A 26,193-nucleotide genomic window follows, 5' to 3' on the forward strand; every position below is an offset into this window, starting at 1 on the left:
GGGGGGGGCGCCTCCCTAGCGGGTAGGCCCTGCGGGGTGGTCGCATGGCTGTGACCGGGGACGAGCCCATCAGTGCGACGAACCTGTCTGCGGCCATCGCCGGGGCCAAGGCGAACGTGCTCGCGAGCGCCAACGCCTACGCCGACCAAGCCGTGCAGAAGCTGCGCAACGAGATTAACGAGATTCCGAACAGCTACTACTCCGTGACGCTCGTGGTCGCGGGCCACGGCATCGACCACTACCTCACGGTCGATAGGCAGAACGAGACCAGCTCGGGAGGCGTCACGGCGTCATACGAGTACAGCTACAACAGAGGCAACTACGTGGACTGCACGTTCAAAGCGTCCAAGACCGGCGTCTACGTCGTGAGCATCGACGGGACGGAGGACGGTCGCTTCAACGGGGCCGGGAGCTACAAGAAGAGACTCTCCATCCCCTCGAACGGCTACAAGACGTACGTCGTCCTCGTGACGAGAATCGCATAAGGAGGCAGCACATGGCACTCACTGGCACGGAGCCCATCAGCGCTGAGAACCTCAAGTCGCTGATGGACAGCGGGGCGATGGGGGGGGGGTTGTCCTCTTCAGCGGGGAGATGACGTCCGCCACCATCCCGCTGTCGGCTGACCCGTCCACGTTCGACATGGTCGAGGTCATTGTCAACGAGACGCAGAGCTACCTGCGCTACTTCCCGATTGTCTCGCCGAAGCTCAATACGAGCTACTCAGCGGTTGGGACTTCTAACATCAAGTGCTCGTTCAGCGCGACGAGCGCGACCATTTCCGGGATCATGCTCAGCAACAACCCAACCTTAATCCGCGGCTACAGATTCTAAGAAGGCCAACAGAAAGGGGAGCCGATGCTTCTCAATGGGACCATCGAGTGCGGGGGCTACGTCCTCCCGCTCAAAGACACGGTCGAGTTCTCGCTCACGGGCACCACCATCGCGGCGACCGCGCAGCTCGAGGCGCCCTACGTGCTCACGGAGGGCGAGGACACCGTCGCGAGCTTCGCGGGCTACGTCCAGACGGCGGTCTACCTCGGCACCGAGGAGGGCAGCGTCCGCATGCGCGCCGCGCGCGAGCTGCCCACGGAGAGCAAGGAGGCCATCGAGGCCGTCGAGGCCAACCTCTCGGCGCTCACCACGCGCGTGACCACCACCGAGGCCACGGCCACCGAGGCCAAGGAGACCGCAGAGGGCGCCGCCGCGTCGGCCAGCCCGTCGGTGCGCGCCGCGTCCGTGCTCTACGTCAACGCGTCCACGACGCTCACGAACTCCCAGCTCGGCGACGTGCGCGACCTCATCGAGGACTTCGTGCAGGGGGCGGAGTACGAGAAGGGCGCCATCCGCAAGTACGACGGCAAGTTCTGGCGCATGGCCCAGAAGATCACCTCGACCACCTCGCAGACCTACCTGCCCGGGACCGGCACCGAGAGCCTCTACACCCTCATCGACCTTGCCGCCGACGGCATCCGCGTGTGGCACGCGCCGACCGACGCGACGAACAGCTTCGCGCTCGGCGAGAAGGCGCACCACCCCGGCGAGGACGGACCGGTGTACGTCTCCAAGCGCGACGGCAACACCTCGGAGCCGGGCACCGACCAGTGGTGGGTGCTGGCCGAGTAGCCCAGAGCACAGAGACGATTCGCAGACGGCCCTCCGGGGCCTTTTTCTTTAGGGGGCCGCATGCAGCCAAGCGAGGGGTTCTGGGAGGGCGTCGGCGCGAGCGTCGGCACGTCCCCCGGGTGGATGGTCATCGGGGCGCTCCTCGTGGTGGGCATCCTCTTCGTGGTCGCGAAGTACATCTACCCTGGCCACAAGGAGCTGAAGATGCGCGAGCTGGACATCCGCCAGCGCGAGGCCGACAACGACTCGGAGCGCATCAAGGCCAACGCGGCGCTCGCGGAGAACATGCGCGGTCTGCGCGAGTCAAACGACCAGCTCGCCCAGCAGAGCGCCGCGCTCGCCGCGGGCATCGAGGAGAGCAAGGCGCGCTCGCGCGGCATGGGCGACGACGTGAGCCGCATCCGCGCGACCACAGACCACACGGCAGAGCAGGTGGAGGACATCCACCGGCGCCTCTTTCGAGAAGGGACGGACTAATGCAGTACATCGTGCCCGATTCAATCTACGCGATTCTCAAGTGGGCGGGCCTCATCGCCCTGCCCGCGGTCGCGGTCTTCGTGAGCACCGTCGGCCAGGCGTGGGGCATGGACCCCGGTCTCTCCAACGCCATCGTCACGACGCTGAACGCACTGGGCGTCCTCGTGGGCGCGCTTCTCGGCATCTCTCAGGCCACGGCCAAGCCGGGCGAGGCCGATGCTTAGCTACCCCGAGCGCGCGGCGCAGGTGATGGAGCACCTCGTGACCTGTCCGAGCCACGGCTACAGCCAGTACAGCCGTCAGGGCGACGGCGGCACCGAGACGGTGACGCTCGCCGACGGCTCCACAGTCACGATCGCGACCGGTGACCGCGACTGCTCCTCCAGCGTCATCGACGCGTGGGAGCACGCGCTTCCCGGCTCGACGGGCGGGGCCACCTACACCGGCAACATGCGCCGCGGCTTCACCGAGAGCGGATGCTTCGCGTGGCACCCGTGGGGTGACGGCTACCAGCCCAAGCGCGGCGACGTCTACCTCAACGAGACGCACCACACCGAGATGTATCTCGGCGGCGGCAAGCTCGCGGGGTTCCGAGGCTCCGAGCGAGGCACCATCGACGGCGCCGAGGGCGACCAGACGGGGCGCGAGTCCCGCATCAGCGACGTCTACACCTACAGCAAGGGCTGGGACGGCATCCTCGCCTACGTCGGCCCCGAGCCCGAGCCCGAACCGACATTTACGGAGGATGACATGAACTGCTTCATCGAGATTCCCGCAGAGGGCGACGTGAGGTCCGCCCTGACCGTCTGGCTCTGCAACGACCGCATCCACGACCTGAGCCACCCGGACGACGTCAAGTACGTCAACGAGTGCTACAAGGCGTGCTTCGGCAAGGACATGCCCGTTGTCAAGCTGAGCGCGAGCAAGGACAAGCCCGAGTTCCAGCGGCTCGTTCAGGCCATCGAGGGCGGCATCCCGTCCGCCGACCTCATCCCGTCCATCGCCATCCTGCCGTCTCGGTCCGAGCACCGCGCCGACGGCAACGACGGCACAGAGTAGCCCCCTCCGCGCCGGGCGGGCTTTCCTCCTTTCACCCGCCCGGCATGCGCCCCCATCCCGCTTCGGCGGGGTGGGGGCTTTTTTCGTTTTTGATGTGGAATCCGCGTCCCAATATTGTCCCAATGGGCGAATCATCGCGCACGTTGCGGGACATGTGGCGTGAAAAACGCATGTTGACGGCGATGTGGATTAACGTGCAGCTTAATCAACAGTACATGGAAGACTGAGCGGCTTACGGCCCCGGCTTCGACCGGGGCCGCATTTTGCCACGGGTAGGCGAGAAGGGCGCGAACCCGCCCGCCCGGATGGTGCGCGCCCAACGGCGGGGGATGTGCGCAGCGCCGACGGTGGGGGGCGACCTTATCTCCTGCGGCGGCGCATAACAAATCAGGCCACCGGGAAATGCCCGATGGCCTGCGCGTTTACTGGCTCCCCGGGTAGGATTCGAACCTACGACACGCTGATTAACAGTCAGCTGCGCTACCACTGCGCCACCGGGGAATTGGTGAGGTGCGTTTGCACAAGAGAAGAGTATACAGATGCCGCGACGAGTTGCAAGCGAGATTTTGGATTTCTTCTCTCCGGGTGGCGCGGTGCGTGGGTATGGGGTCAATGGGACTAGGAGAGCGTTGCGGGAATGGGGGCCAGGGCGCGCCGGGGAGCTCTGATCGTTTCCAAATTGAGGGCTGTGGCAAATGGGCTCACGTCTATGTTGGCGATATGGAGCCGGAAGGGGCCCAAAGTCCTGACATAGGCCCCAATCAGGCAACATTTGAACCCCGTTCGACCTCGGCCTTCCCGCGGGGGAAGGCCACAGACGCCGCGCCTCTGCCACGACCCAAATATTCGCCACGCTCTTCTCGCCGTCCGTGCCCTGACCGCAAAAGGTGCAACGCGCATCATCGAGGCGCTCGAGGCCGGTCCCCGCCCTTCCGCAGCCTCTGCCGTTTCTATGACCGCCTACGTGCTGTGATAGGATTTCTGGACAGGCAAATGCACCGAGGCTACCTGGGAGGTACGTCCAGCCATATGTCCTCAACAGCAGAGAAGGTCACGCACGTCTCCGACAACGTGGCAAAGGATCGCTTCATCCTCCAGCAGCTCGTCACCAAGGACTTCAAGCTGAGATACCGCCGCTCCGTGCTGGGCGTCGTCTGGAGCGTGCTCAACCCGCTGCTCATGATGATCATCATGAGCTTCGTCTTCTCGTACTTCCTGCGCGGCTCCTCGGTCGAGAACTACCCGCTGTACCTCATCGTGGGCAACATCACCTTTGGCCTCATGAACGAGGCCACCACCGGCGGCCTGGGCTCGATCATCGGCGCGGCGCCGCTGCTCAAGAAGGTCAAGGTGGACCGCTGGGTCTTCCCGGTGCAGAAGGTGCTCTCCGCGATGATGAACTTTGGGTTCTCGCTCATCGCCGTCGTGGTGGTCATGCTCTTCTTCCAGGTGGTCCCCACCTGGCACATCGTCTGGATGATCCCCGCGCTGCTCTTGCTCATGGTGTTTTGCATCGGCATCAGCCTGCTCATCGGCGCGGCGGCGGTCTTCTTCCGCGACATGATCCACCTCTGGAGCGTCGCCATCACCGCCTGGACCTACCTCACGCCCATCTTCTGGGACCTCTCGCTGCTCACCAATGCCGGCGCGCCGCAGTTTGTCATCTGGGTCGTGAAGCTCAACCCCATGTACAACTACCTCGACATGATGCGCTGCGCGATCGTGTACCAGGCAAGCCCCGGCGCCACGGTGCTGCTGCTCGCCGTCTTCTGGGCGCTGCTCGCCCTGGCGCTCGGCCTTCTCGTCTTCCGCAAGACCGAGCACAAGTTCATCCTCTTCATCTAGGACGCTAGGACGGGACCCATGTCTGACACCATCGCAGAGCCCATCGCAGCCGAGGACGCCCCCGTCACCGAGGACGTCACGGACGCCGTCGCCGCAGACGCCGCCGCCGCGGACGCCGCCACCGAGGCCGCCGACTACGCCATCGAGGTCAATGACGTCTCGATGATCTTCAACATCGCCAGCGAGCAGCTCAACAACCTCAAGGAGTACTTCATCAAGATCATGAGGCACGAGCTGTTCTTCAAGGAGTTCCGTGCCCTTGACCACGTGAGCTTCAAGGTGGGCCGCGGCGAGGTCGTGGGCCTCGTCGGCACCAACGGCTCCGGCAAGTCCACGATGCTCAAGTGCATCGCCGGCGTGCTCGAGCCCTCCGAGGGCTCGATCGTGGTCCGCGGCAACATCGCGCCGCTCATCGAGCTCGGCGCCGGCTTCGACCTCGAGCTCACCGCGCGCGAGAACATCTACCTCAACGGCGCCCTTCTCGGCTACACCCGCGAGTTCATCGACGAGCACCTCCAGGAGATCATCGACTTCGCCGAACTCGAGGACTTCATGGACATGCCCCTCAAGAACTACTCCTCGGGCATGGTGGCCCGCATCGCCTTTGCCATCGCCACGGTGACCGAGCCCGACGTCCTCATCGTCGACGAGACCCTCTCGGTGGGCGACGTCTTCTTCCAGCAGAAGTGCGAGGACCGCATCAGGAGCTTCATTGACTCCGGCAACGTGACCGTGCTCTTTGTCTCCCACTCCATGTCGCAGGTGGCGCGCATCTGCGACCGCGTCATCTGGATCGAGAAGGGCGTCATGCGCCGCGACGGCCCGGCCAAGGAGGTCCTCGGCGAGTACAGCGCCCAGTTCGACCCGGCGGCGGGGCAGGGGGGCGAGAAGGTCGTGGTCGAGCGGCTCGTCGCCGACGCGCCCGACGCCCTTCTCGATACCGACCGTACGACCGGTCTCATCCCGGAGCGCGACGAGGCCGGCAACGCCAACCGCTTCTTCGTGGCCCACACCGGCGCGCCCATCGCCGTCCCGGCCGTGCGCTACCAGGTCAAGCGCGGCAACGCCTACCTCTACCCGGTGCTCGACCCGTCCCTGTACTCCGTCGTCTACATCAGAAACGAGGAGGGCAAGATCGTGCGCGAGGCCGTCGACGAGGGCACCTACACCGTCGAGATCGACCTCGCCGACGCCGCCCGGACGCGCTACCAGCTCGTCTCGACGTCCTTCTCCTTCACGGTGCGCGACTTTGGCCACTACGACGACGTGGACTCGGCGGCGTGGTACTCGATCGCCGTGGAGCGCGCCTACGACCTCTACTTCCTCGACGACACCCCGGACAACCGCCTGCGCCCCGACGAGCCGGTCAGCCGCGCGGACGTGGTGGAGCTCATGTGGCGCATGTCCTTCGGCGCGCCCGAGCCCGTGGGAGGCCCGGCCTGCTCCGTCTCCCCGGAGCGCGCCTTCACGGACGTCTCCGGCGGCGAGCCCTTCGCCGAGGCGCTCGCCTGGGCCCTGCGCGCGGGCGTCGTCCTCGCCCCGGAGAAGCCCGGCCCCTTCCGGCCGGACGACCCCGTCACCCGCGAGGCCTTCGCCTGCATGCTCGCGCGCCTCGCCCGCTCGCGCGGCGCCTACGTGGCCCCCTCGCTCGACGCGCTCGCGAGCATCTCCGACGCCGACGCCATCTCCGGCTGGGCCCTGGAGTCGGTGGCCTGGGCGGTCGCCGGCAAGGTCATGGGCAACGGCGGCACCGTCAGCAGCGGCGCGCTCGTCAGCCGCGCCGAGGCGGCGTCGATGGCGGTGAACTACCAGCCGCAGGCCCTCGACGGCCACAACCGCCTCACCAACCCCCGCTAGCGGCTCCGCGCCCACGCCGGCCCCCACATGGTGTACACTGGGGAGGATTTTTAAGCCGGTGCGAGACGCCAGCAAGGTCGGTCCCTCGGGACGCTTCTCATAGCCTTATCTCGACGTCCTCGCCGGCATCCCGGCAGGACGTCTTTTTGTGAGAAGGGAGTCCCATGGAACAGCCACAGCTCAAGGCCCAGATCATGGATGGGCAGGCCATGAGCCGCGCGCTCACCCGCATCGCCCACGAGATCATCGAGAGAAACGAGGGCGCGGGAAGCATCGCGCTGGTGGGCGTCGTGCGCCGCGGCGCCGCGCTCGCCCCGCTGCTCGCCGACGAGATCGCCAAGATCGAGGGCACCCGACCGCCCGTGGGCACGCTCGACGTGAGCTTCTACCGCGACGACGTGAGCCGCAAGATCGCGCCGGTCGAGTTTGGTACCGACATCCCCTTCGCCGTCGACGACCGCGACATCGTGCTCGTGGACGACGTCCTCTACACCGGCCGCACGATCCGCGCCGCACTCGACGCCCTCATCGACCTCGGGCGCCCCAGGACCGTCCAGCTCGCCGTCATGATCGACCGCGGGCACCGCGAGCTGCCCATCAGAGCCGACTACGTGGGCAAGAACGTCCCCTCCTCGCACGAGGAGGACGTCCGCGTGACCATCGTCCCCTACGACGAGGCCAACGCGGTCGAGATCTGGACCAAGCCCGCCGAGAAGAACGGAGGCGACCGCTAACATGCTGTCAGTCAAGCACCTCATCGACACGACGAGCCTGACCGCCGACGACATCACGCAGATCCTCGACACGGCGCGCTCGTTCTCCGAGGTCAACAAGCGCGCGATCAAGAAGGTCCCCGCGCTTCGCGGCCGCACGATCGTCAACCTCTTCCTCGAGCCGTCCACCCGCACCAAGAGCTCCTTCGAGCTCGCCGAGAAGCGCCTCTCCGCGGACAGCCTCTCGATGGGCGGCGCCACGTCCTCGGTGGTGAAGGGCGAGAGCCTCGCCGACACCATCGAGACCATCGACGCCATGAACGTCGACATGTTCATCTGCCGCGCCAAGCTCGCCGGCACGCCGCAGAAGATCACCGAGCACACCGACGCCATCGTCATCAACGCCGGCGACGGCAAGCACCAGCACCCCACCCAGGCGATGCTGGACCTCTACACCATCCGCGAGAACTTCGGCCACCTCGACGGCCTCAAGGTCGCCATCGTGGGCGACCTCTCCCACAGCCGCGTGTGCGGCTCGCTCGTGCCCGCGCTCAAGACCATGGGCGCCGACGTCACGCTCGTGGGCCCGCCCACCTTCCAGGTGGACGACCCCGACTACTACGGCGTCCCGCAGACGGCCGACCTCGACGCGGTCATCCCCGAGATGGACGTCGTCTACATGCTGCGCGTCCAGCTCGAGCGCATGGAGGGCGCGGCCATCCCGTCCCGCCGCGAGTACAACCGCCTCTGGGGCCTGGACATGGCCCGCGTGAACAGGATGAAGCCCGAGGCCATCATCTGCCATCCCGGCCCCATGAACCGCGGCATGGAGATCAACGCCGACGTCGCGGACTGCGCGCGCTCGCGCATCCTCGACCAGGTGAACGCCGGCGTGCTCACCCGCATGGCCGAGATGTACCTGCTTCTGGGAGGAGAGAACAATGGCGTATCTGCTTAGGGGCGCCCACGTCGTCGACCCGCAGGTGGGCCTCGACGACGTCCGCGACGTTCTTATCGACGGCGACAAGATCGCCGAGGTGGGGGAGTCCCTCGAGGCCCCCGAGGGCGCGGAGGTCATCGACGCCTCCGGCAAGTACCTCGTGCCCGGCCTCGTCGACATGCACGTTCACTTCCGCGACCCGGGCTTCGAGTACAAGGAGACCATCGAGACCGGCGCGCGCGCCGCGACCCACGGCGGGTTCACCGACGTGGCCACGATGCCCAACACCGACCCGGTGACCGACAACGGCGCCGAGGTCCGCTACCAGATCGACCGCTCGCGCCATGCCGGCCTGTGTCACGTGCGCCCCATCGGCGCGCTCACGGTGGGCGAGAAGGGCGAGACGCTCGCGGAGATCGGCGACATGGTCATGGAGGGCGCCGTGGCGTTCTCCGACGACGGCCACGGCGTCCAGAGCGCGGGCATGATGCGCACCTGCATGGAGTACGTGAGCCAGTTCGACAAGGTCGTCTCCGCGCACTGCGAGGTCGAGTCGCTCACCACGCACGGCGTGATCAACGAGGGCCGCGCCTCCACGCGCCTGGGCATGTTCGGCTGGCCGGCGCTGGGCGAGGAGCTCGAGATCTACCGCGACATCGAGCTCTGCCGCATGACGGGCTGCTCGCTGCACATCGCCCACATCTCCACCGAGAAGGGCCTCGAGCTCGTGCGCGCCGCCAAGGCCGAGGGCCTGCCCGTGACCTGCGAGGTCACCCCGCACCACCTGTTCCTCAGCGAGGAGGACATCACCGACGCCTACGACACCAACCTCAAGATGAACCCGCCCCTGCGCACGGCCGCCGACGCCGCGGCGCTGCGCGAGGGCATCCTCGACGGCTCGATCGACTGTGTCGTGACCGACCACGCCCCGCACGCGCCGCACGAGAAGGACTGCGAGTGGGAGATCGCCTTCTTTGGCATCGTGGGCCTCGAGACGTCGCTGCCGCTCATGCTCACCAACCTCGTGCTGCCGGGCAAGATGAGCTGGTCTCGCCTCGTCGAGGTCATGGCCGTGAACCCGCGTCGCTGCCTGCGCCTGCCAAAGATCTGTGTGGAGGCCGGCTCCACCGCCGACCTCACGCTCATCGACCCGGCCGCCGAGGTCACGGTCACCCCGGACTGGCTCCAGAGCCGCTCCAAGAACTCCGCGTGGCTCGGCGCCACGCTCACGGGCGCCGCGTGCGACGTCTTCGTCGCCGGCCGCCACACGCTCACGGACGGCGTGGTGACGCCGGTCAAGCGGGTGCTTCGATGAGCGCCGGGCTTGACGTCCACGACTTCGCCGTCGTCTCCAACGAGCCGGCGGCAGACGGGCTCATGCGCATCGTGTTCTCCGCGCCCGAGCTCGCCGCCGCGCTCGCGCCGGGGCAGTTCGTGAACGTCCGCGTGCCCGGGGACGCGAGCCAGATCCTGCGCGTCCCGCTGTCCTTCAGCCACGCGGACGCCGCGGCCGGCACCGTCGAGATCGTCTATGCCGTCGTGGGCGACGGCACGCGCCGGCTCGCCGCGATGGCGCCGGGGCAGGCCTCCACGGCCGTGGGCCCCTGCGGCAACCCCTGGCCGGCCGTCGAGGGCGCCCGCCGCGCCTGCGTGGTGGCCGGCGGCGTGGGCATCACCCCCGTGGTGGCCTGCGCGCGCATGCTCGCCGAGCGCGGCGTCTCCTTCGACGCCGTCGTGGGCGCGCAGACCGCCGGCAGGCTCTGGGGCGTCGACGTCCTCGAGGGCCTCGGCGCGCGCACCGTCGCCGTCACCACCGACGACGGCACCGCCGGGCGGCGCGGCTTCACCACCGACGCCCTGTCTGAGCTGCTCGCCTCCGGAGGCTACGACGTGGTCTACGCCTGCGGCCCAGAGGTCATGATGGCCGGCGTCGCGCGCCTGTGCCGCGAGGCCGGCGTGGCCTGCCGCGTCTCCATGGAGCGGATGATGAGCTGCGGCTTTGGCGCGTGCGCCACGTGCAACGTGGCCATGGCCGACGGCACCTACAAGTCCTGCTGCAAGGACGGCCCGGTCTTCGACGCCGAGGAGGTGGCGTGGTGATGGCTCAGGAGAACGTGGGCGCGACGGGCGTGAGCATGGCCGTCGACCTCGGCGGCATCCGCATGCAAAACCCCGTGAACACCGCCTCGGGCACCTTCGGCTTTGGCTCGGTCTTCGAGGGCTTCTTCGACGTGGGACGCCTCGGCGCGATCACGCTCAAGGGCTGCTCGGCCGAGCCCTGGGCCGGAAACCCCGCGCCGCGCATGTGCGAGGTGCCGAGCGGCATGATGAACACCGTGGGCCTGGCCAACCCCGGCGTGCGCGGCATGGCAGAGCAGTACGGGGAGTACCTCGCTGGCCTCGAGGAGCGCGGCTGCCGCGTCATCGTGCAGGCCGCGGGCCACTCCGTCGAGGAGTACGTGGCCGCCGTCGAGCTCATCGAGCAGCATTGCCCTTGGGCGAGCGGCGTCGAGATGAACATCTCCTGCCCCAACATCGCCCGCGGCGGGGCCCTGGTGGGCGGCACGCCCGAGAGCGCCGCCGAGGTCGTGCGCGCGGTGCGCCCGCGTGTGCGCCGGCCGCTGCTCGTGAAGATGGCCCCCGTGCGCGTGCCCGAGATCGCGCGTGCCTGCGAGGCCGAGGGCGCCGACGCCCTCTCGCTCATCAACACCATCAACGGCATGTCCATCGACGTGCGCACCCGCAGGAGCCGCCTCTCCAAGCCCACGGGCGGCGTCTCGGGCCCGGCCATTCACGCGATCGCCGTGCGCATGGTCTGGGAGGCCGCACAGGCCGTCAAGATCCCGGTCAACGGCATGGGCGGCGTCGCGAGCTGGCAAGACGCCGCCGAGATGATCCTCGCGGGCGCCACCTCGGTCACGGTGGGCACCGCGAGCTTCTACGACCCCCGCTGCGCCGCCGACGTGGTCGACGGCCTTGCCGCCTGGGCGGCCGAGCAGGGCGTCTCCGACATCAACGAGCTGATTGGAGCCTTCGAATGCTGACGTACGAACAGGCGAGCGACAAGGTCATCATCGCGCTGGACTGCTCGAAGGAGCGCGCCTTCGAGCTCGCCGACCTTCTCGGCGGCAAGGCCACGTGGGTCAAGGTGGGCATGACGCTCTTCTACGCCGAGGGCCCCTCGATCGTGGACGCCATGCGCGAGCGCGGCCTGCGCGTCTTCCTCGACCTCAAGGTCCACGACATCCCGTTCCAGGTCCAGGGTGCCGTGCGCGCCGCCTCGCTCACCGGAGCGGACATCCTCTCCATCCACGGCCTGGGCTCCTCCGCCATGATCGCCGCCGCCCGCAAGGGCGCCGAGGAGGCGGCCGAGCAGCGCGGCGGGGACCGCACCCGCCTCGTGGCCATCTCCGTCCTCACGAGCATGGACCAGGCGGCGCTCTCCGAGATCGGCGTGGAGTCACCCGTCGCCGAGGAGGTCGCGCGGCTGGCGAGCCTCTCCTACGGCGCCGGCGCCGACGGCATCGTGTGCTCCCCGCAGGAGGCCGCCGAGATGCGCGCCCTTCTCGGTCCGGACGCCCTGATCGTCACGCCCGGCGTGCGCCCCGCGGGCGCCGAGGTGGGCGACCAGAAGCGCATCGCCACGCCCGCGGCCGCCGTCGCCGCCGGCGCGTCCAAGCTGGTCATCGGCCGTCCGATCACGGGCGCCGAGGACCCGGTGGCCGCCTTCGACGCCATCTGCGCCGAGCTCATGGCCTAGGGCGGGTCGTCTTCCCGGGGAAGGCGCGGCGTCCGGACGGTTTGGGCCCGAAAAGCGTCCGGTTGCCGCACCCACCCCAACAAGGTGCGGCGTCCGGACGGTTCTTCTCGTCAAAGCGTCCGGTTGCCGCACCCTCTCCAACAAGGTGCGGCGTCCGGACGGTTCTTCTCGTCAAAGCGTCCGGTTGCCGCACCTCTCACGGGCCGTTTTGTGGAGGATTGCCCCTGAGCTGCACCTTTGGTGAAGAGGGGTTGCAAATCTCAAGGTGAATGGGCAAACTTTATTCTTGCGATGCCGCCGGTCCGGCTCGGCGGCAGAAAGTAACGCGAATTGGAGGATCACATGGCTCTACCTCAGCTTACCGACGAGCAGCGCAAGGCCGCTCTCGAGAAGGCCGCCCAGGCCCGTCACGAGCGCGCCGAGCTGCGCGAGAAGATCAAGAGCGGCAAGGTCGCCCTCGAGGACGTCCTCGACTCCGACGACCCCATCGCCAGCCGTATGAAGGTCTCCACCCTCATCGAGTCCCTCCCGGGCTACGGCAAGGCCAAGGCCGCCAAGATCATGGACGAGCTCGGCATCTCCGCCACCCGTCGCGTCAAGGGCCTCGGCGCTCGTCAGCGCGAGCAGCTGGTCGAGGCTCTGACCAAGTAAGTGACGCGCAGAGCCCGGCTCTTCGTCGTCTCTGGACCGTCAGGCGTGGGCAAGGGGACGCTCGTCGCGCTGCTGCGACAGCGTCTTCCGCGCCTGGGCCTGACGGTTTCTGCGACTACGAGGGAGCCCCGTCCCGGTGAGCGGGACGGCGTCGCCTACTACTTCCTCTCCAACGAGGAGTTCGACCGCCGCGTCGAGGCCGGCGAGTTCCTCGAGTGGGCCTGGGTCCACGGCAACCGCTATGGCACCCTCCGCCAGGAGGTCGAGCGCGTCACGGGCGAGGGTCGCTCCGTCGTGCTCGAGATCGACGTCCAGGGCGGCCTGAACGTCCGGGAGGCGCTTCCGGACGCCGTGCTCGTCTTCATCGAGCCGCCCAGCGCCGATGAGCTCGAGCGTCGCCTGCGCGGACGCGGCACCGAGGACGAGGCGTCGATCGAGCGCCGCCTCTCCAACGCCCGCGAGGAGCTGGCGTGCGCGCCCCGCTACGACGTTCGCATAGTCAACGACGACCTCGAGCGCGCCTGCGACGAGCTGGCGCGCGTCATCGAGAGCTACGAGAACAACGGAGGTCTCTCATAAGATGTCTGTGATCAAGCCTGAGATCGACACCCTGCTCGACAAGACCGAGCACAACCCCTTCCTGCTCTGCTCCATCGCCTCCAAGCGCGCCTGCGACATCAACAACATGGTTCGCGGCCAGCACCTGCGCGTGGCGGCGATCCAGGACTTCGACGACATCACCACCGTCGTCTCCGGGAAGGACCCCGTGTCCATCGCCATGCAGGAGATCGAGGACGACACGCTCGGCTTCGTCAAGGAGGACTTCGACGAGGACATCCGCGGCGCCAACACGATCGTCCTGTAGGCGCGCATGACCGAGAGACTCTGCCTCGTCCACTACCACGAGATCGGCCTCAAGGGCAAGAACCGCTCGACCTTTGAGAACCAGCTCGTGACTAACCTGCATCGCGCGCTCCAGGCCTTCCCGGTCTCGAGCATCGCCCGCATCTCGGGCCACATCGCCGTGGAGACGAGCGACCGCCGCGCGAGCGAGGAGCTCGCCGCCGCGATCCGGTGCGTGCCGGGCGTGGCGCGCGTCAGCCTCGCCTACAAGTGCGGGCTCGACGAGGGCGAGTACTGCGCCGCGGCCATCCGCGCGCTCGGCGAGGCGGGCGACTTCGCCACCTTCAAGGTCCACGCCCGCCGCTCCTCGACCACCTACGAGCTCCACAGCCTCGAGATGAACCGCCTCGTGGGGGCGGCGCTGTGCGAGGCCTTCCCTGACAAGAAGGTCGATGTCCACACCCCCGACGTCACCGTCATCGTCCACGTGGTCCAGGGCAGCGTCTTTGTCTACGCCGCCTCCGCACCGGGCGTGGGCGGGCTTCCCGTGGGCACCGCCGGCAAGGTCGTGACGCTGCTCTCGAGCGGCTTCGACTCGCCGGTCTCCACCTGGATGGTGGGTCGCCGCGGCGCGACCTGCGTCCCCGTGCACTTCTCGGGCCGCCCCATGACGGCGGACACGAGCGAGTGGCTCTGCCAGGACATCGTCGAGGCCCTCGCGCCCTCTGGCGTGGTCGGCCGCCTCTACGTGGTGCCCTTCGGCGAGCGCCAGCGCGAGATCTCGCTCGCCGTCCCCCAGGGCCTGCGCATCATCATGTACCGTCGCGTCATGCTGCAGGTCGCCGAGCGCATCGCGCAGATCGAGGGCGCCAAGGCCCTCGTCACGGGCGAGTCGCTCGGCCAGGTGGCCTCCCAGACCCTCGACAACATCGCCGCGGTCAACGAGGCCGTCACCATGCCCGTCCTGCGCCCGCTCATCGGGTCGGACAAGCAGGAGATCATCGCGCGGGCGCACCAGATCGGCACCTACGACATCTGCTGCGAGACCGCGCCCGACTGCTGCACCCTCTTCATGCCCCGTCGGCCCGAGACCCACGCCCGCCTGCGCGACGTGCTCGAGGCCTGGGAGAGCTTCGACCACGAGGGGATGGTCCGCGACCTGGTGGAGAGCGTGGAGTGGCGCGACTTTTCCCAGTGCCCGTCGTATCACGCGCCCAAGGGGCCCTTCCGTGAGCACCATCGCGAGCTCCGTGGGGCAAATCCGGCCGAGCGGTAGCGCAACGAGCCGCGAGCGGCGAGCACCCAATTAAAGATCTTATGAACGGCACCCTCGGTCACCGGGGGTGCCGTTTGCTGTGTCAGCTGGTGGAAAGCTCCCCGGGAGCTGCGTGTCGAGGTTTCTCAGGTTCTCGCCGCCCTGCGACCCATCCGCCCCCATGCTAGAGGGTGCTCCAAAACCGCGGGGGGCGAAGGGGGCCGGCCCCTTCGCCGGGCAGGGGGTGGTCTCATGGCACAGGAGCGAAGGGGAGGGGCCCGACGTCTGGCGGGCCGATACGGCGTCGCGTGGGGCGTCGCGGCGGCGGTCGCGCTCTGCGCCGTGCTCGCGGGCGTGACGCTGCTCGGCGTCGCCGGCAGGGATGCCGTTGTGATCGAGCGGGCGGATCCGGCGGAGGCCCCCGCGGAGCCGGACGAGGCGGGCGAGCAGGACGCGGGCGAGAAGGACGCGGGCGAGAAGGACGCGGGCGAGAAGGACATCGCTGCCGACGAGCCCCCGGAGACGGTGCTCGTGCACGTCGACGGGGCGGTGGCGGCGCCGGGCGTCTACGAGCTGCCCGCGGGGTCGCGCGTGAACGACGCGGTGCTCGCCGCGGGCGGGCTCGCCGCCGGGGCCGACACCTCTGGGGTGAACCTCGCCGCACCCGTGTCGGACGGCGAGAAGGTCAGGGTGCCCCTCGAGGGCGAGGACGTCGCGCCGGCGGTCGGGGAGGTGACGGCGGGGGAGGGCGACGAGGGCGATCCCGCACCGGTGAACCTCAACACCGCCGGCGTCGAGGAGCTCGACGAGCTGCCCGGCGTGGGCGAGGCGACGGCCCGCGCGATCATCGAGGACCGCGAGGAGAACGGTCCTTTCACGTCACCGGAGGACCTCATGCGGGTCTCGGGGATCGGCGAGAAGAAGTTCGCCCGGCTCGAGGGGCTCATCTGTGTCTGAGGCGCCCGAGCGGCCGGACCGCCCGCTGCTGCCGCCGGCGCTATGGGCGCTCGTTGCGACGCTCGCGCTCTCGCGGGCCGTGCTTCTCGCCGGGCCCGGGGCGGGAGAGGTCGCGCTGGTTACGGCCGTCGTCGCGGTGCCTGCCGTCGCGGTTCTTCTCGCCCTGCTGCGGACCCGCGCGCGGCCCGTCGCGGCGTCCCTGCTCGTGGTGGCGGTCTCGGCTTCCTGCGCGGGGCTCGCATGCGCGGGGGAGCTCCGCGCCCAGGAGGCGCTCGCCGACGCCCTCGCGTCGAGCCCGGTCTCAAGCTGGGAGCTCGTGGTCGAGGGCGACCTCAGGGAGGGCGCCTCCGGCTGGCGGGGGCGCGCGACCGCCGTGCGCGACGGCGTGCGCGCGAGCGGCGTCTGGCTGCTCGCGGACGAGCCCCTTGGGATGGGGGTCACGCTGCGCTGCGTGGGCCGCTTCGAGCCCAACGGCCAGGACGATTGGGGCGCGAGCTCCCGGGCACAGGGCCTCGCCGGGACGGTGCGGGCGGTCCGCGTGCTCGAGAGCCGCCCGCCCGAGGGCCTGCGCGGCGCGGTCGTGCGGCTGCGCGACGCCGTGCTCGAGAGCATCGACGCCTCCTCCTCCGACGCCCGGGCGCTGCTCGCCGGGACCATCTGCGGATGGACCGGCGCGATGTCCGCTCGCGGGCTCGACGAGGTCTTCGCTGCCTGCGGCGTCTCGCACCTGGTGGCCGTCTCGGGAGGGCACCTCGTGCTCGTGGCCGGCATGCTCTCGCGGCTGCTCGGGCGCTCGCGGCTTCCCGCGGGCCTGCGCGCGGCGCTGCTCCTCGCGGTCACCGGGGGCTTCGTCGCCTTCTGCGCGGCGCCTCCCTCGGCGGTGCGCGCGTGGGCGATGTCCGCCGTGGCGGAGCTCTCCCGGCTCGCGGGGCGACGCTCGCACCCGCTCACCTCGGCGTGCGCGGTGGCGATTGCCATGGCCCTGCTCGACCCGGGCGTGACGGGCCAGCTCGGCTACCTCCTCTCGGTGCTGTGCGTGTGCGGCATCTGCGCGCTGGGCTCCTACGCGCGCTACGCGGTGCGCGCCCTGCTGCCCCGGCGGGCGGCACCTCGGCCGCGCTCGCGGCTTGGCTCCGCGCTCGGGCGCGCCCGGGCCGACGCCGAGGAGGCCCTCTCGCTCACGCTCGTCTCGCAGGCCGTCACGGCGCCCGTCACCTGCGCCACGTTCTCGCAGCTCTCGCTCGTGGCGCCGCTTGCCAACGTGGTGCTCGGCCCGCTCTTCTCGGTGCTTCTCGCCCTGGGGCTCCCGTCCGCGGCGCTCGTGTGGGCGCCGCCGCTGCAGGCGGTCGCGTTCGCGGGGTGCGACGCCGTGGGAGGTGCGCTCATGGCGCTGTTGCGCCTGCTCGCGGCGCTCCCTCTCGCGTGCGTGCCCGTGAGCGTCGAGGAGGGGCCGGCGCTGGCCGTGCTCGCCGTCCTTCTCTCCCTGCTCCTTGCCTGGTGGCCGCGGGTCTCGCGGGTCGCGGCGGCAGGCGCGCTTGCCGCCCTGCTCTGCCTGGGGCTCGCCTGGGCGGCGCGCTGGGGGCTTTTTGCCCCGGCGCGCGTCGTCGTGCTGGACGTGGGCCAGGGCGACGCGATCCTGGTCACGGACGGCGCCGCCGCGGCCCTGGTGGACACGGGACCGGGGGACGCGGTGGTCGGCGCACTGGCGCGCGCGAACGTCCTGCGCCTGGACGCCGTTATCCTCACGCACCTGCACGCCGACCACGCCGGCGGGCTCGAGGACGTCCTCGGCGCGGTTTCGGTGGGTCGCGTCGTCGTGCCGGAGGACACGGACGCCGCGGCGCTCCCGGGAGGGTGCGCGGTCGAGGAGATTGGCTACGGGGACCGCCTGAGGGTCGGGCGCTTCTCGCTCGAGGTGGTCTCGCCGGTCGAGCCGGCGGGAGGGGAGGGCAACGAGGGCTCGCTCGAGCTCCTGCTTGCCTTCGACGACGGCGAGCGATCGCTCACGGGGCTTCTCGCCGCGGACGCCGAGGTCGAGGAGACGTCTGCCGCCGTGGGGCGCGGGGACGTGGGTGACGTCGACTTCCTCAAGGTGGGCCATCACGGCTCTGCCGCCTCGCTCGACGCGGAGACGGCGGCGGCGCTGGACCCGGAAGTGAGCGTCGCGAGCGCGGGGGAGGGAAACTCCTACGGGCACCCCGACCCCGCCTGCGTGGAGGTCCTCGAGGGCGCCGGGTCAGTCTTTCTCTGCACGATCGACGCCGGCGACGTCACCGTGGAGCCCGGCGTCGAGGGGCCTGTGGTCAGCTGTCAGAAAGGAGGGGAGCCATGAGCGTCCCGTATGCTACCCTAGAGGCCATGATTGTGGCCCAAAGGGGGTGTGAAATGCCAAGATGCGTCCCCATCAAGGACATCAAGAACACGACCGAGTTCGCGCGCATCGTCGAGGAGTCGCCCGAGCCCGTCATCGTGACGCGCAACGGCCGCGAGGCCTTCGCCGCGATGTCGATCGAGCTGCTCGACTCGCTGCGCATGGAGCGCGCCCGCGCCGAGCTCTACCGGCTCATCGATGAGGCGGAGGAAGACTCTCGGGCGGGGCGCGTGGTCGACGCCCGCGAGTCGAACAGAAGGACGCGTGAGCGCTATGGCCTGTGACGTCACCTACACCAAGGCGGCGGAGCGAGACAAGGAGCGTATAGTCGCCTACCTGCTCTACGAGCGGGAGAGCCCCCGCGACGCGCAGCGCTTCCTCGCGGAGCTCGACCGCCTGGTCGAGAACCTCTCGCGCATGCCGGAGATGTACCCGCGCGCGGCGGACGGGCGCGCGGCGGAGGCCGGCTATCGCAAGGCCGGCTTCCGGAGCTACGTCGCGCTCTATCGCATCGTGGGTGACGTGGTGGAGATCGACCGCGTCTTCCACGCCAAGCAGGACTACGCGCGGCTGCTCTAGCCGCGGGAGGGGAGTTTCATGGCAGACAAGCCCGCGCTGCTGCCGGCCTACCTCATCGTGGGGCCGGACGAGCTCAAGCGCAAGCAGGCCCTCGCGCGCCTGCGCGCCCGCGTGGACGGGCCCTTCTCGGCCTTCAACCTCGAGGAGATCGTGGCGGGCGGGGACACCGACGTGGTGCCGGTGCTCGCCTCGCTCAACACGCTGCCCATGGGCGGCGACCGCCGCGTCGTGGTGATCGAGAACGCCGAGAAGCTGCCCAAGGCCGTCTCCGAGGCCATCGTCGAGTATCTCGGGAACCCCAACGAGAGCTGCACGCTCGCGCTCGCCGCGGCGACGCTCGCCAAGACCACGCGCCTCTACAAGGCCGTCGCCAAGGTCGGGCCGCGCTCGGTCATCGAGTGCGCCGCCAAGAAGGGCCGCGACCTGCCGCCCTACGTGCAGAAGCTCGCCGCCGCGCACGGGGTCTCCATCGCGGCCGATGCCGCCCGCGAGCTCGTGGCGCGCGTCGGCGAGTCCACGACGATGCTCGACACCCAGATCGCCACGCTCGCCGCCCTGATGGGCGGGCAGGGCACCATCACCGTGCCCTTCGTCGAGGCCAACGTCGCGCGCGTGGCCGAGGTCAAGCCCTGGGAGTTCCTCGACCGGCTCTCGGAGCGCGACGCCCATCGCGCGCTCGCGCTCTACCGGCTGCTCGACGGGTCGGCGCTGGGACTGCTGTTGCTGGTGACGGGGCGGCTGCGCGAGCTCGTGTGCGCCCGGTCGCTCGCGGCCCGCGGCCAGGGCCACGCCGTAGCCGCGGAGCTCAAGAAGCAGGACTGGCAGGTCAGAAACTACGTGCGCTGGTCGCGCGCCTTCGATGACGGCGAGCTCGAGCGGCTGCTCGGGGAGTGCGCCGCCGTCGAGCGCGCCCTCAAGAGCGGCGCCGACGAGGACGCCGAGATGGTGCGCCTCGTCGCCCACGTCTGCGGCGTGGCGTAAGGGCCGCGGGTTCTTCTTGCGCCCGCACCCGTCCTTCTCGACCCCGCGTCCTTCTCGCCCCGCGCCCCGCACCCGCACCCGCCGCGCGCAAAAAAACGGACCCGGGCAGCACCCCGGGTCCGTTCCAACGCGCTCTGAGGGAGAAGCTACTTGATGGTGTTCACGAGCTTCTGGACGCCGCTCTTGCGCTGAGCGGCCTGGTTCTTGTGGATGATGCCCTTGGAAGCGGCCTTGTCGAGCAGGCGGTTGGCCTTGTTGGCGGCGTCCTGGGCGGCGTCGACGTCCTTGGCCTCGACGGCAAGGCGGACCTTCTTGACGGCGGTCTTGAGCTCGGAGCGGACCGCGCGGTTGCGCTGACGCGCCTTCTCAGCGGTGATGATGCGCTTCTTCTGAGACTTGATGTTAGCCACGTGCAGTTCCTTTCGGTTCCCAATACATGTGAGGCCTCTGTGCTGAGACACGGCGAGGTCAACCCGACGAATATAGCATATCGGTCGCGACTTCGCTATTATTCACCACATGGCTACCAATGATACCTCACATATCCGCAACTTCTCGATCGTTGCGCACATCGACCACGGCAAGTCGACCATCTCGGACCGCATCCTCGAGCTCACCCACACGGTGGAGGAACGCGACATGGAGGCCCAGCTGCTCGACACGATGGACATCGAGCGAGAGCGCGGCATCACCATCAAGTCCAACGCCGTCCGCGTGACCTACGACGCCGACGACGGACAGACCTACCAGTTCAACCTCATCGACACCCCGGGCCACGTGGACTTCACCTACGAGGTCTCCCGCAGCCTCGCGGCGTGCGAGGGCGCGGTGCTCGTGGTCGACGCCACCCAGGGCGTGGAGGCCCAGACCGTCTCCAACGCCAACCTGGCCATGAACGCCAACCTCGACATCGTGCCGGCGATCAACAAGATCGACCTGCCGAGCGCCCACCCCGACGAGGTCAAGGAGGAGATCGAGGAGGACCTCGCCATCCCGGCGGAGGACGCCGTGTGCGTCTCCGGCAAGACGGGCGAGGGCATCCACGACCTGCTCGAGGCCATCGTGTTTCTCGTCTCGCCGCCCGCCGGCGACGCCGCCGCGCCGCTCAAGGCCCTCATCCTGGACTCCTACTTCGACGAGTACCGCGGCGTCATCGCCACGGTGCGCGTCTTCGACGGCCACGTGCGCAAGGGCGACCAGCTCACGATGATGCGCTCGGGCGTGGACTTCCTCGCCGACGGCGTGGGCGTCAAGCGCCCGGCCGAGCAGCTCGTGGACGAGCTGGGCGTGGGCGAGGTGGGCTTTGTGGTCACGGGTCTCAAGGACCCCGACGCCGTGCGCGTGGGCGACACCCTCACCGGGCGCGACCGCCGCTGCACCGAGGCGCTTCCCGGCTACCGCGAGGCCAAGCCCATGGTCTACACCGGCATCTTCCCCGTGGACAACAAGGACTACGAGAACCTGCGCGACGCCCTCGAGAAGCTGCGCGTGAACGACCCCTCGCTCACGTGGACGCCCGAGACCTCCGTGGCGCTGGGCTTTGGCTTTCGCGTGGGCTTTCTGGGGCTCCTGCACATGGAGGTCGTCAAGGAGCGCCTGGAGCGCGAGTTCTCGCTCTCGCTCATCGCGACGTCTCCCTCGGTGGACTACCACGTCTACAAGACTGACGGCGAGATGATCGAGGTCCGCAGCCCCCAGGACCTGCCCGACGTCACGCGCATCGACCACATCGAGGAGCCTTATCTCAAGGCCAAGGTCATCGTGCCGCCGGAGTACACGGGCGCCGTCATGCAGCTCGCCATCGAGCACCGCGGCATCACCCAGGACATGATCTACCTCACCGAGAAGTCCGTGGAGATGCACTTTGACATCCCGCTGGCCGAGCTCATCCTCGACTTCTTCGACCAGCTCAAGAGCCGCACCAAGGGCTACGCGAGCCTGGACTACGAGTTCTCCGACTACCGCGCGAGCGACCTCGTGAAGCTCGACATCCTGCTCTCCGGCGACGAGGTCGACGCCCTCAGCTTCATCGTCCACAAGGACAAGGCCTACGCGCTCGCCCGAGGGCTCTGCGACAAGCTCAAGGAGATCATCCCGCGCCAGCAGTTCGAGGTCCCCATCCAGGGCGCCATCGGCAACAAGATCATCGCGCGCTCCACCGTCAAGGCGGTGCGCAAGGACGTGCTGGCCAAGTGCTACGGCGGCGACATCTCGCGCAAGCGCAAGCTCCTGGAGAAGCAGAAGGAGGGCAAGAAGCGCATGAAGCAGATCGGCTCCGTGGAGGTGCCGCAGGAGGCGTTTCTCGCCGTCCTCAAGGTGGACGACCAGTGAGCCCGCGCATGACGGCCGGCGAGGTCCTGGCCTCGTTTGGGCCGGTCGCGGGCCTCGCGCCGCGCGTGGAGCCGTTCGCGGCGGGCGAGAAGGACCGTCCGCTCGCGGAGCGCCTCGCTGGAGCGCTGCTCATGGCGCCGATGGCCGGGGTCTCCGACGCCGCGTACCGCGTCATGGCGCGCGCGGGCGGCGCGGCGCTGGCCTACTCCGAGATGGTCTCCTGCGCCGGGCTCCACTACGGCGAGAAGAGCTGGGAGCTCGTGGACCCCAATCCGGCCGAGCCGGAGATCGCCGTGCAGCTCTTTGGCTCCAAGCCCGAGCTCTTCCGCGAGTCCGCCGAGCGCGTGGCGGCGCGGCTGGGAGAGCGCCTGGCGCTTCTCGACATCAACATGGCCTGCCCCGTGCCCAAGGTCACCCGCAAGGGCGAGGGCTCGGCGCTGCTGGAGGACCCGGCGCTCGCGGCGCAGATCGTGCGCGCCTGCCGCGAGGGCGCGCCGGGCGTGCCCGTGACGGTGAAGATTCGCCGCGGCCGCTACGCCAGGCAGGAGGTGGCGCCGGAGTTCGCGCGCGCGATGGAGGCCGCCGGGGCGGCCGCGGTGGCCGTGCACGGGCGCTTTGCCACGCAGATGTACCACGGCGAGGCCGACTGGGGCGTCATCGACCGCGTGGCGGACGCCGTGGGCGTGCCCGTGATCGCCTCCGGGGACGTGCTCTCGCACGAGGCCGCGGAGCGCGCGCTGGCCCAGACCGGCGCGACGGCCGTGATGGTGGCGCGCGGGACCTACGGCAACCCGTGGGTCTTCTCGGGCCACGAGCCGAGCGCGGGCGAGAAGATCGCGGCCTTCGAGTGCCACGTGCGGCTGCTCGAGGCCACCGGCGCCCACCTCAAGCGGGCGCGCAGCCTCGCGGGCTGGTACTTCAAGGGGATGCCCGACGCGGCGCGCTGGAGAAACGCGGCGATGAGCTGTGTGACGGCCGAGGAGTTCCTGGCGGTGGCGGCTGAGGTGCGCGCCGCGCTGGGCGCGTGAGGGGCCGGTCGCCGGCTCGGCCCGGCAGCTCCTTGAGGGTATGTACACCGCCCCCTGAGGGTATGTACACGTTCCCGAGCCGTCCGTTCTTCTCGGCAGCCCTTCTACCAGCGGAAACGCAAATCGTCCAAGTTCGTGCGGTGTACATACCCTGAGGGGCGGTGTACATACCCTCAAGGGTTGCGTGTCTGAAAGGCCCCTCGCCTTAACCCGCTTGATAGAAGTTCTCCACGCCGGGTACAATAGAGGTGCCGAGAGCCACGGCATAGAACTGGCTCACGTGTACGTATAGCCTCCGCGGGCGACGGGGCGCGCAAGCGTAGAATATCGCCCACTTGTTGGCGGGACTCGCTGAGGCGGGTTCCGCCGTTTCGCAGGGAGGCTTGATGAGGCTCGTTTCAATTGACCCAGACTACCTCGACTTGCTGTCCTCCCATGACCGTGAGTTCATGCGCAAGCACGGTCGTCCCTGTGTTCTCGTGCTGAGACTTCGCTTCCGAGGGGGAAAGGTCAACTTTGCCGTTCCCCTGAGGTCGAACATCGCGCCGAACGTGCCGCGTGATCAGTATTTCCCACTGCCGCCGCGCCCCTCGACGAAGCCGCGCCACCGGCATGGCATCCACTACATAAAGATGTTTCCCGTTCCCAAGAGTTCATTGAGGCGGTTTCGAACCGAAGGAAACCCCTATTACGAGATGCTTCGGGCTCACATAGATATGCATACTCGCGACATCGTGAGTGCGTGCCAGGCATATCTGGAGAAATACGAGGCTGAGGGGCGCCCGCGTTTTGCGGTGGACATCGATCGGGCGATTGAGCTGATGGGCACGCACCGATGATCTCTGCACTCTACCTGCACATACCGTTTTGTCACGCCAAGTGCGCGTACTGCGACTTCGACTCGCGGGCGCTCTGCGGCGAGGCGCTCGACGTGGCGGCCGCGCGCTACGTGGACGCGCTCGTCGTACGGCTGGACGCCTTTGGCGAGGCCGGGGCGCTCGCGGGCGTGCGCACGGTCTACGTGGGCGGCGGCACGCCCACGGCGCTGGGGCCGCGGCTGGCTGAGCTGGTGGCCAGCGTTCGCGCCGCCTGCGATCCCATCGAGCTCACGTGCGAGGCCAACCCGGAGTCCTTCGACGACGTCATGGCGGATGCGCTGGCCCACGCCGGCGTCACGCGCGTCTCGCTTGGGGTGCAGACGCTCGAGCCCGCCGAGCTCGCCGCCATCGGGCGCATCCACACGGCGGGGCAGGCGCTCGCCGCGGTGGCGCGTGCCCGTGCCGCGGGGCTCGACACGTCCTGCGACCTCATGTGCGGCTTGCCGGGCCAGACCGAGGATAGCTGGCGGCGCACGCTCGCCGGCATCGCCGCCGCCGCGCCGGACCACGTCTCGGTCTACCCGCTCACGCTCGAGGAGGGGACGCCGCTCGCGCGCCAGGCCGAGGAGGACCCCGCGCTCGATCCGAACCCCGACCTCCAGGCCTGGTGCATGGAGGAGGCGCGCCGCACGCTCGCGGCGGCGGGCTACGGGCCCTACGAGGTCGCGAGCTACGCGCGGCCCGGCCACGAGTGCCGTCACAACATCGCGTACTGGACGGGCGAGAGCTACCTCGGGATCGGCCGGTCCGCCGCGGGCATGCTCGCGGCGGGGGAGTGGGACGCCCTCGCGGAGCTCCTGGGCGGCGAGCCGGCGGGCGCGGGCACGGCGCGCGTGCGCTACGTGCAGGCAGACGACGCCGCCACCCGCTTTGACGTGGAGCGCCTCACCGCGCGCGAGGCCGTGGCAGAGGACCTCATGCTCGGCATGCGCATGACGCGCGGCGTCCCCCCGGCGCTTCTCGGCCGGGCGCGGTCCCTGGCGGGCGAGAAGAACGTGGACGCCGCGGTGGGACGGGCGCTCTCGCGAGGACTTGCCGCCTGGACCTCCGAGGGGCGCCTCGCGCCGACGGAGCGCGGGTGGCTGCTCGGCAACGAGCTCTACGGCCTCATGTGGGACCTCGCCGCGGATTAATAGCGGCCGTCCGCCAGCTCCCTGGCGCCTGCGCGTCGGCCCGCGGCTATGATGGGGCCAGCACAAGGAGAGAGGAGCTTTGCATGAAGAGGTTCTCTGCACGTAGGGGAGGGCTGCTCGCCTTTGTCGCGACGGTCCTTCTCGCTGGGGCGCTCTTCCCCGTCACGGCGCTCGCCGCCGGCACGCGGGACATGTACCGCATGTACAACCCCAACTCGGGCGAGCACTTCTACACCGCCGAGGCCGCCGAGCGCAACTCGCTGGCCGCCGCCGGCTGGAAGTACGAGGGCGTGGGCTGGGTCGCGCCCGAGTCGTCCGACGTCCCGGTCTACCGCCTCTACTCCGGGACCGACCACCACTACACCGCCTCCGCCGAGGAGCGCGACCAGCTCGTGGCCGCCGGCTGGAAGTACGAGGGCGTGGGCTGGTACTCGGGCGGCGACGTCCCGGTCTACCGCCAGTTCAATCCCAACGTGAACCCCGCGGCGCCCACCAACAACTCCGGCAGCCACAACTACACCACCTCCGCGGCCGAGAACGACCAGCTCGTGGCCGCCGGCTGGAGGGCCGAGGGCGTGGGCTGGTACGCCGAGGGCGCCGGCCGCGGCCCGACGGCCGACGAGCTCGCGTCGCTGCCCAAGCCGCCCGCGCAGCCCTCGAACCCCGGCGGGTCCGGCTCCGGCGGCGGGGCGACCAACCCCACCCCCGCCGTGGTCTACTGGGTGTCCGGCGGCAGCGTGTACCACACCACGCCCGACTGCCCGTCGCTCAAGCGCTCGCACAACATCAAGTCCGGCTCCATCCAGCAGGCCATCGCCGCCGGCAAGGGCCGCGTTTGCAGGAACTGCTCGTAGCGCACCGCGCGCGGGCGGGCGTTGGGTTTTTCCTGCTTGCAAAACCCCGCACGTC

The 26,193-nt window shown here is 69.3% G+C and carries 29 protein-coding genes, 1 tRNA gene and 1 pseudogene; 29 read left to right on the top strand and 2 right to left on the bottom strand.

The genetic code is table 11. The annotated features are described in order from the left end of the window. The first annotated feature begins 44 nt into the window (after positions 1-44). From B5F85_RS07370 to B5F85_RS07395, 6 genes are all read left to right on the top strand, one after another. The gene (locus B5F85_RS07370) at positions 45-485 is read left to right on the top strand and encodes a hypothetical protein (RefSeq protein WP_087315913.1); all 441 of its coding nucleotides are present in this window, start codon (positions 45-47) and stop codon (positions 483-485) included. 109 nt (positions 486-594) lie between these two features. Further along, on the top strand, positions 595-834 hold the full coding sequence (locus B5F85_RS07375) for a hypothetical protein (RefSeq protein ID WP_087315915.1): 240 nt from the start codon (positions 595-597) through the stop codon (positions 832-834). Positions 835-858: 24 nt separating this feature from the next. Beyond that, positions 859-1,626 carry a hypothetical protein gene (locus B5F85_RS07380; protein WP_087315917.1) on the top strand — a complete coding sequence of 256 codons (768 nt, stop codon included), beginning with the start codon at positions 859-861 and terminating at the stop codon, positions 1,624-1,626. Positions 1,627-1,686: 60 nt separating this feature from the next. Further along, positions 1,687-2,103, top strand: coding sequence for a hypothetical protein (locus B5F85_RS07385; RefSeq protein ID WP_087315919.1), 417 nt, complete (start codon positions 1,687-1,689; stop codon positions 2,101-2,103). Continuing rightward, entirely contained in the window at positions 2,103-2,327 is a 225-nt protein-coding gene (locus tag B5F85_RS07390) for a phage holin (protein ID WP_087315921.1), read from the top strand. Before B5F85_RS07385 ends, B5F85_RS07390 begins: the two co-directional genes overlap by 1 nt. Further along, entirely contained in the window at positions 2,320-3,162 is an 843-nt protein-coding gene (locus B5F85_RS07395) for a hypothetical protein (protein ID WP_087315924.1), read from the top strand. The genes B5F85_RS07390 and B5F85_RS07395 overlap by 8 nt, the downstream gene beginning before the upstream one ends. 426 nt (positions 3,163-3,588) lie before the next feature. On the opposite strand, the gene B5F85_RS07400 is transcribed toward B5F85_RS07395, so the two are convergent. After that, positions 3,589-3,663 (bottom strand) — tRNA-Asn (locus B5F85_RS07400). Between the two features lie 528 nt (positions 3,664-4,191). Between B5F85_RS07400 and B5F85_RS07405 the strand changes: the two genes are divergently transcribed. The 18 genes and pseudogenes from B5F85_RS07405 to holA all read left to right on the top strand — a co-directional run bounded on the left by B5F85_RS07405 (position 4,192) and on the right by holA (position 19,914). After that, the gene (locus B5F85_RS07405) at positions 4,192-5,007 is read left to right on the top strand and encodes an ABC transporter permease (RefSeq protein ID WP_087315925.1); all 816 of its coding nucleotides are present in this window, start codon (positions 4,192-4,194) and stop codon (positions 5,005-5,007) included. Positions 5,008-5,169: 162 nt separating this feature from the next. Continuing rightward, a pseudogene (locus B5F85_RS10870) lies at positions 5,170-5,844 on the top strand (ABC transporter ATP-binding protein); the annotation flags it as partial. A gap of 429 nt (positions 5,845-6,273) precedes the next feature. Next, positions 6,274-6,864, top strand: a complete 591-nt coding sequence (locus B5F85_RS10875) for an S-layer homology domain-containing protein (protein ID WP_255373647.1) — start codon at positions 6,274-6,276, stop codon at positions 6,862-6,864. Between the two features lie 164 nt (positions 6,865-7,028). Further along, a complete protein-coding gene (pyrR, locus tag B5F85_RS07415) occupies positions 7,029-7,598 on the top strand; it encodes a bifunctional pyr operon transcriptional regulator/uracil phosphoribosyltransferase PyrR (protein ID WP_087315929.1) in 570 nt (189 codons plus the stop codon). Position 7,599: 1 nt separating this feature from the next. Further along, positions 7,600-8,535, top strand: coding sequence for an aspartate carbamoyltransferase catalytic subunit (locus tag B5F85_RS07420; RefSeq protein WP_087315931.1), 936 nt, complete (start codon positions 7,600-7,602; stop codon positions 8,533-8,535). Beyond that, positions 8,519-9,832: a dihydroorotase gene (locus tag B5F85_RS07425; protein ID WP_087315933.1), complete on the top strand. Its 1,314-nt coding sequence runs from the start codon at positions 8,519-8,521 to the stop codon at positions 9,830-9,832. The genes B5F85_RS07420 and B5F85_RS07425 overlap by 17 nt, the downstream gene beginning before the upstream one ends. Next, positions 9,829-10,617, top strand: a complete 789-nt coding sequence (locus B5F85_RS07430; RefSeq protein ID WP_087315935.1) for a dihydroorotate dehydrogenase electron transfer subunit — start codon at positions 9,829-9,831, stop codon at positions 10,615-10,617. The genes B5F85_RS07425 and B5F85_RS07430 overlap by 4 nt, the downstream gene beginning before the upstream one ends. Further along, on the top strand, positions 10,617-11,561 hold the full coding sequence (locus B5F85_RS07435; protein WP_239386772.1) for a dihydroorotate dehydrogenase: 945 nt from the start codon (positions 10,617-10,619) through the stop codon (positions 11,559-11,561). Before B5F85_RS07430 ends, B5F85_RS07435 begins: the two co-directional genes overlap by 1 nt. Further along, entirely contained in the window at positions 11,555-12,277 is a 723-nt protein-coding gene (gene pyrF, locus B5F85_RS07440; RefSeq protein ID WP_204204677.1) for an orotidine-5'-phosphate decarboxylase, read from the top strand. The genes B5F85_RS07435 and pyrF overlap by 7 nt, the downstream gene beginning before the upstream one ends. A 342-nt stretch (positions 12,278-12,619) precedes the next feature. Continuing rightward, entirely contained in the window at positions 12,620-12,928 is a 309-nt protein-coding gene (gene mihF / locus B5F85_RS07445) for an integration host factor, actinobacterial type (protein ID WP_087315937.1), read from the top strand. After that, positions 12,929-13,507, top strand: a complete 579-nt coding sequence (gmk, locus tag B5F85_RS07450; protein WP_087315939.1) for a guanylate kinase — start codon at positions 12,929-12,931, stop codon at positions 13,505-13,507. A 1-nt stretch (position 13,508) separates the two neighbouring features. Continuing rightward, positions 13,509-13,793 (top strand): DNA-directed RNA polymerase subunit omega, encoded by a 285-nt coding sequence (locus B5F85_RS07455; protein WP_087315941.1) that lies wholly within the window; start codon positions 13,509-13,511, stop codon positions 13,791-13,793. 6 nt (positions 13,794-13,799) lie between these two features. Continuing rightward, positions 13,800-15,047, top strand: a complete 1,248-nt coding sequence (gene thiI, locus B5F85_RS07460) for a tRNA uracil 4-sulfurtransferase ThiI (RefSeq protein ID WP_087315943.1) — start codon at positions 13,800-13,802, stop codon at positions 15,045-15,047. A 231-nt stretch (positions 15,048-15,278) separates the two neighbouring features. Further along, on the top strand, positions 15,279-15,983 hold the full coding sequence (locus tag B5F85_RS10880; RefSeq protein ID WP_087315945.1) for a ComEA family DNA-binding protein: 705 nt from the start codon (positions 15,279-15,281) through the stop codon (positions 15,981-15,983). Then, positions 15,976-18,315 carry a ComEC/Rec2 family competence protein gene (locus tag B5F85_RS07470; RefSeq protein ID WP_087315946.1) on the top strand — a complete coding sequence of 780 codons (2,340 nt, stop codon included), beginning with the start codon at positions 15,976-15,978 and terminating at the stop codon, positions 18,313-18,315. The genes B5F85_RS10880 and B5F85_RS07470 overlap by 8 nt, the downstream gene beginning before the upstream one ends. 53 nt (positions 18,316-18,368) lie before the next feature. Then, positions 18,369-18,638: a type II toxin-antitoxin system prevent-host-death family antitoxin gene (locus B5F85_RS07475; RefSeq protein WP_158094581.1), complete on the top strand. Its 270-nt coding sequence runs from the start codon at positions 18,369-18,371 to the stop codon at positions 18,636-18,638. Next, on the top strand, positions 18,628-18,933 hold the full coding sequence (locus B5F85_RS07480) for a type II toxin-antitoxin system RelE/ParE family toxin (RefSeq protein ID WP_158094582.1): 306 nt from the start codon (positions 18,628-18,630) through the stop codon (positions 18,931-18,933). Before B5F85_RS07475 ends, B5F85_RS07480 begins: the two co-directional genes overlap by 11 nt. Before the next feature lie 18 nt (positions 18,934-18,951). Beyond that, positions 18,952-19,914: a DNA polymerase III subunit delta gene (gene holA / locus B5F85_RS07485; protein ID WP_087315952.1), complete on the top strand. Its 963-nt coding sequence runs from the start codon at positions 18,952-18,954 to the stop codon at positions 19,912-19,914. Positions 19,915-20,060: 146 nt separating this feature from the next. Here the strand turns inward: holA and rpsT are convergent, their stop codons facing one another. Further along, positions 20,061-20,324: a 30S ribosomal protein S20 gene (gene rpsT / locus B5F85_RS07490; RefSeq protein ID WP_087315954.1), complete on the bottom strand. Its 264-nt coding sequence runs from the start codon at positions 20,322-20,324 to the stop codon at positions 20,061-20,063. Between the two features lie 109 nt (positions 20,325-20,433). On the opposite strand from rpsT, the gene lepA reads away from it, so the two are divergent. From lepA to B5F85_RS10795, 5 genes are all read left to right on the top strand, one after another. Then, the gene (lepA, locus tag B5F85_RS07495) at positions 20,434-22,245 is read left to right on the top strand and encodes a translation elongation factor 4 (protein WP_087315956.1); all 1,812 of its coding nucleotides are present in this window, start codon (positions 20,434-20,436) and stop codon (positions 22,243-22,245) included. After that, complete coding sequence (locus B5F85_RS07500; RefSeq protein ID WP_239386775.1) at positions 22,242-23,273, top strand: tRNA-dihydrouridine synthase; 1,032 nt, start codon at positions 22,242-22,244, stop codon at positions 23,271-23,273. The genes lepA and B5F85_RS07500 overlap by 4 nt, the downstream gene beginning before the upstream one ends. A gap of 386 nt (positions 23,274-23,659) precedes the next feature. Then, positions 23,660-24,112: a hypothetical protein gene (locus tag B5F85_RS07505; protein WP_087315958.1), complete on the top strand. Its 453-nt coding sequence runs from the start codon at positions 23,660-23,662 to the stop codon at positions 24,110-24,112. Then, on the top strand, positions 24,109-25,284 hold the full coding sequence (hemW, locus tag B5F85_RS07510) for a radical SAM family heme chaperone HemW (RefSeq protein WP_087315960.1): 1,176 nt from the start codon (positions 24,109-24,111) through the stop codon (positions 25,282-25,284). The genes B5F85_RS07505 and hemW overlap by 4 nt, the downstream gene beginning before the upstream one ends. A gap of 83 nt (positions 25,285-25,367) precedes the next feature. Then, positions 25,368-26,138 (top strand): hypothetical protein, encoded by a 771-nt coding sequence (locus B5F85_RS10795; protein WP_204204678.1) that lies wholly within the window; start codon positions 25,368-25,370, stop codon positions 26,136-26,138. The last annotated feature ends 55 nt before the right edge of the window (positions 26,139-26,193 follow it).

It is taken from the genome of Olsenella sp. An293 (assembly GCF_002159495.1).
In the GTDB taxonomy this organism is placed as follows: domain Bacteria; phylum Actinomycetota; class Coriobacteriia; order Coriobacteriales; family Atopobiaceae; genus Thermophilibacter.